At 52.2% G+C, this 4,726-nt stretch carries 4 protein-coding genes and 2 pseudogenes; 1 reads left to right on the top strand and 5 read right to left on the bottom strand.

The genetic code is table 11. From position 1 onward, the window contains the following. Positions 1–175, bottom strand: a pseudogene (locus AC5V8P_RS23530) (ThuA domain-containing protein); the annotation flags it as partial. A 420-nt stretch (positions 176–595) separates the two neighbouring features. Between AC5V8P_RS23530 and AC5V8P_RS23525 the strand changes: the two are divergent. After that, positions 596–1,045, top strand: coding sequence for an AbrB/MazE/SpoVT family DNA-binding domain-containing protein (locus AC5V8P_RS23525; protein WP_063213794.1), 450 nt, complete (start codon positions 596–598; stop codon positions 1,043–1,045). A 105-nt stretch (positions 1,046–1,150) separates the two neighbouring features. Here AC5V8P_RS23525 and AC5V8P_RS23520 read toward each other — a convergent pair whose 3' ends face one another. The 4 genes and pseudogenes from AC5V8P_RS23520 to AC5V8P_RS23505 all read right to left on the bottom strand — a co-directional run. Beyond that, the gene (locus tag AC5V8P_RS23520) at positions 1,151–2,608 is read right to left on the bottom strand and encodes a cobyrinic acid a,c-diamide synthase CobB (protein ID WP_064797735.1); all 1,458 of its coding nucleotides are present in this window, start codon (positions 2,606–2,608) and stop codon (positions 1,151–1,153) included. Next, the gene (locus AC5V8P_RS23515) at positions 2,601–3,689 is read right to left on the bottom strand and encodes a cobalt-precorrin 5A hydrolase (protein ID WP_064797734.1); all 1,089 of its coding nucleotides are present in this window, start codon (positions 3,687–3,689) and stop codon (positions 2,601–2,603) included. Before AC5V8P_RS23515 ends, AC5V8P_RS23520 begins: the two co-directional genes overlap by 8 nt. After that, on the bottom strand, positions 3,682–4,476 hold the full coding sequence (gene cobM / locus AC5V8P_RS23510) for a precorrin-4 C(11)-methyltransferase (protein ID WP_064797733.1): 795 nt from the start codon (positions 4,474–4,476) through the stop codon (positions 3,682–3,684). The genes AC5V8P_RS23515 and cobM overlap by 8 nt, the downstream gene beginning before the upstream one ends. After that, a pseudogene (locus AC5V8P_RS23505) lies at positions 4,473–4,726 on the bottom strand (precorrin-2 C(20)-methyltransferase); the annotation flags it as partial. The gene cobM and the pseudogene AC5V8P_RS23505, both read right to left, overlap by 4 nt.

The raw sequence follows: 4,726 nt of genomic DNA, 5'->3' as shown, positions 1-4,726 counted from the left end.
AGATGCACAGATCGAATGAGGCTAAATTTTCCTTAAGCAGCATTTTACGATTCTCACTGCATTGTACCGTCATCGAATCTTGTAAAATATGGCTAATCTCTTCGTCCACCCCTTGTAGCGGGTGAAACTCCGGATACGAATAATCTCCTAGCAGCAATGCTTTTCTTTTTTCCATCAAAAATCCTCCTTGCCTGACTTGTATATAAGGACTTAAAGGCGGCCCCGATTTCTTGTTTGTGGGGGCAAAATACTCTGAAAAATCCGTTTGGCCCTCATCTATTTTCCATAACACCGCCATCATTGTCCGAGCTACGGCATATATAAATAATTCTACAAACGGCCTATTAAATCCTTTAGCAGAAGATTATAGCATATATGTTCGCTCTGAATACACTTGTTCAAAATTTTCTAAACGTGACGCTGGCGATTCGGCCCGTTTATGGTATACTCGTAAGAAAAAAAGTGCGTCCAAGCATCTTTTATCATAAAGGACCGCTTTTTGTAAGAATTCTATGCTTGCGGTTATAGAATTGTTAAGAATTTCTTTTAAGCTTATACATTCTATAAATCTTAAAACACTGGGGAGGTTGCATGAATGAAAAGGACTGGAATGACCCGGCCCTTGGACAGCTTGGGACGAATTGTGCTTCCTAAAGAGTTGCGCATGACGATGGAGATTGACATCGGCGATCCATTAGAGTTTTTTATTGAAGACCAAACACTCATGCTCCGTAAGTACAAATCAACCAATTGCATATTCTGCGGTTCCGTTGATACCAACACCTATTTTAAAGACCAGTTTATCTGCGATGCATGTGCTACCTCAATGAAAACGGAAGATTTAATTCCGGTCACAGCGACTGAAACCGAGTCACCTCCATTGAAGCAAAATATGCATATGAAAAAGATTTACCAGCGCACGGATGTTATTTTGGAGAAAATGAGAGAGCTGATGGAAGAACATCCGGCATCTTCACAAAAACAGCTTGCTTCCATGCTTGGTGTGAGTCAGGGAAGGATTTCCCAGCTGAAAAAGCTTATGTAGATGAATCATCCAAAAAACAATGTATACGCTTCCATGTTATGTGAAATCTGATTCTCTTATACTTAGAACAGCCGGACCCTTATGGGGACCCGGCTTTTTTGTGTTTTAGTGGTACGCTCGGCATTTTTCAACCCAGCGTGCTGCTGCCTTGGGGAGAGAAGCGAGATGAATGTGTGTGTAGGCTGCCAAAAGGTTCCCTTTGGCAAAGCCTTCACTCTGGAGTCCACGCATCCCTTTGGTTTGATAGGCAAAGGGATAGGGGGCAGCAGATTCATCATAGCTCATGACAGAATAATGAAATTCGTGTCCCCGAATCGTCTCTCCAGCCTCCAACAGCAAGCAATCTTGCAATGCAGTTGCTTCCCGGTATCCCAAAGCAGCCCGCTTCTCCTGCATGCGGACATCCGAAGGGATCACCCCAGCCATGTGGTAGGTGTGACCCGCCCGATCCGTAAGTGTCCGGGCCAGTACCATATAGCCACCGCACTCGGCAAATACAGGCATATCCCGGCTGACTGCAGCGCGAATATCTTCCAAAAAGCCTGTATTGGCAGCGATATCTGCCGCAAACTCCTCGGGAAAGCCGCCGCCCAAATATAACCCGTTGGCGCGCTCAGGAACGCGTTCCCCCGCCAGCGGACTAAAATAGACAATCTCTGCTCCCGCCTGACGCAGCAAATCCATATTTTCCGGGTAGTAAAAATTGAACGCCGCATCTCTGGCGACGGCAATGACAGGACGCTCCCCGGCCGCAGCTTCATACCCAGCTGTTGGATGCCGATCCGGAGAAAATAATGGGTGCTCTGGCAGGGTGAGCGGCGGAGCCGCATCCGCCAATGCCCGCAGTGCATCCAGATCCGTACCCGTGCGGATCAGCTCTGCCGCCCGTTGGAAAAGCGGCTCCAGCTCGCCGCGTTCTACAGCAGGCACCAGGCCCAGATGACGTTCAGGGATATCCAGCCCGTCATCGCGCTTTAACCAGCCGAGCACAGGGATGCCGCATTCTTGCTCGATCGCCTTTTTGACCATGCCGTAATGTCCCTGGCTACCGCAGCGATTTACGATTACGCCCGCAATGCGCAGCTTGGGCTCCAAGCGCTGAAAGCCGAGCACGATAGCGGCCGCGCTGCGTGCCATGCTGCGCACGTCGACGACCAGCAATACCGGGCTATCCGTCAGCATGGCGATTTCGGCAGTCGAACCAATATTGCTGAGCGGGTCCTTGCCGTCATACAACCCCATGACGCCTTCAATCACGGAGAGATCCGCGCCTTCGGATGCGCGGATAAAGGTTTCACGCACCGTATCTGGCGAGGTCATCCATGAATCGAGATTACGGGAAGGCGTTCCGGTCGCGGCTGTATGATAGGTCGGATCAATATAATCCGGACCGCACTTAAACCCCTGCACTCGCAGGCCGCTGTCGGCGAACGCCTTCATCAGCCCGAGGGTCACCGTCGTTTTGCCCGCACCGCTGCCCGTACCGGCAACAACGATACGGCTTCTGCGCACTGGAGTAGACAGATCAGGCTGCTGTACAGGCTGCTTCATATCGTCATTCATAAGGCACCCGCGCCACAGACAACGTCATATTGCCGCTTTTTTTCTTCTCCAGCAGCCAATGGTCTGCACCGGAAGACAACAGGGCTGAGGGTTCGCTGACCCCATATGCCCCGGTGTATTTGAAGACGGTCTCCGATGGATTGGGAAGCTGCACCGTATTCAGCTCTGACGGAGTGTAGGTCACCAGCTCCCAGCCGTATTTGGCGCAGAGGGCAAGCAAGCCCTCTTCATCCTTTTTCAGATCAATCGTGGCCATATTCCGTACGCTTTTCACAGACAAGCGCAGCTCTTGCAAGGTGTCCAGCACACCTGTCTCCAGCTCCTCCAATGCAGTTCCCCGATTGCAGCCAATACCAAGCACCAAGCTTTTGGGACGGTACAGCACGCCATTTGAAAGAAACCTCTCCTCTTCCTCAGGCTCCAGCAAGCGGTCACTTACGACTAACGCGGCGTTGAACGGCTCATGTGCCGCTCCCGCCATTGAGGGATATACCTTGATATGCGCAGGTACAGGCTTGTCATAACGCCACCAGTTCCGTTCGCCCGTCTCTTGTATGAATGCAACGGGCTCCTCATTCACAACAGCGGCGCTCACAGGCGTGGCCTTGTCGAAGCTATCGACCACCCAGCCCAATTCCCGGCCCAACATATCCACCGGAATCGTGCCCTGCACGTCCGATGCGGTCGTGATTACCGGACGTGCACCCAGTACAGCGGCTACATGACGGGTCAATTCATTCGCGCCGCCTAAATGCCCAGACAGTACGCTGATGACATGTTCTCCGCGATCGTCAATGACGACCACGGCTGGGTCTACCTTTTTATCCACCAAAATCGGTGCAATCATACGAACCACCGCACCGAGGGAAATAAATAAAATGATACCGTTATATTGTTTGAATAAATCCGGCAAGATCAGCTTGACCGAACCTTCGAACAATTGAATGCCGCGCTCCTGTTCGTCGCCACGTTCAAACTTAGACATGTAATACACGTCCGTGCCCGGAAAGCTGGCTCCCAAATTGCGGACCATTTCGACTCCATGTTTTGTGATCGCCACAGCGGCAAATGGATTACTCACCAGGCTTCACTCCCTTCCGGTAGCCATGGGTGAACGACTTGTCATACAGCTTGGAACGATGCGCGTCCTTGTCCACCAGCCCCGGGTCGAGCGCCCAGCCTGCCAAAATCATGGCATGCATCGTAATACCCGCTGCGCGCAGATCGGCTGGCAATTGGGCAAGCGTCGTGCGCACGATCTTTTGGTCCGGCCAGGTTGCGCGCTGCACAACTGCTACAGGCGTGTCCTCGCTCCAGCCGGCCGCCAGAAACTCGGCGACCACCTTCTTCGCCAGCGTTGCGCTAAGGAACAGCGCCACTGTACAGTGGTGGGATGCCAGATCACGCAGCTTTTCTCGATCCGGTACAGGTGTACGACCTTCGGCACGCGTCAGAATAACCGTCTGCGTCAGATCAGGCACAGTTAGCTCTGCACCCAGCACAGCCGCAGAAGCAAAGACCGAGCTGACGCCTGGTATGATTTCATAAGCTACGCCGCGCTGCTTCAACAGCACCATTTGCTCCAAAATCGCACCATACACTGCCGGATCACCTGTATGTACACGGGCTACACTGCGTCCAGCCTGCACAGCCTCGCTCATAATCTCAACCTGCCGCTCCAAATCCATGCCTGAGCTTTGCAGTACCTGTGCCTCGGGCTTGGCCGTAGCAATCAGCTCGTCGTTCACCAGTGAATCCGTGTACAACACCACATCAGCTGTGCGTAGAATCCGGGAGCCTTTGACCGTAATCAACTCCGGGTCGCCGGGCCCTGCTCCTACGATATATACCTTTGGCTCCAACGTCATTTGCTCACCACCATTAAACTCAAATATTCAAGCTCCTGTCCGCGCAGTTCACGGGCGTTGCGCCATACCATTTCATAAGGAGACGTGACTTTGGTAATGACAGAGGCACAATCCCCAAGCTTGAGCTCGTCCAGCACATCCAAAATCAAATCCAGCACCTTGGCAACCTTGATAAACACGACTGTATCGTGATTCTCAATGGCCCGCTTCATCGCTTCTCGATCCTCCGTAGCCGGAATAATACCGACCT

It is taken from the genome of Paenibacillus sp. N119s (genome assembly GCF_059447605.1).
This window is presented reverse-complemented; position numbering and strand designations above follow the sequence as displayed.

Bases quoted from the DNA above. Each gene is read 5' to 3' on its own strand.
- AC5V8P_RS23525 (WP_063213794.1), top strand. From the start codon at position 596: ATGAAAAGGACTGGAATGACCCGGCCCTTGGACAGCTTGGGACGAATT.
- cobM (WP_064797733.1), bottom strand. From the start codon at position 4,476: ATGACGTTGGAGCCAAAGGTATATATCGTAGGAGCAGGGCCCGGCGAC.
- AC5V8P_RS23520 (WP_064797735.1), bottom strand. From the start codon at position 2,608: ATGAATGACGATATGAAGCAGCCTGTACAGCAGCCTGATCTGTCTACT.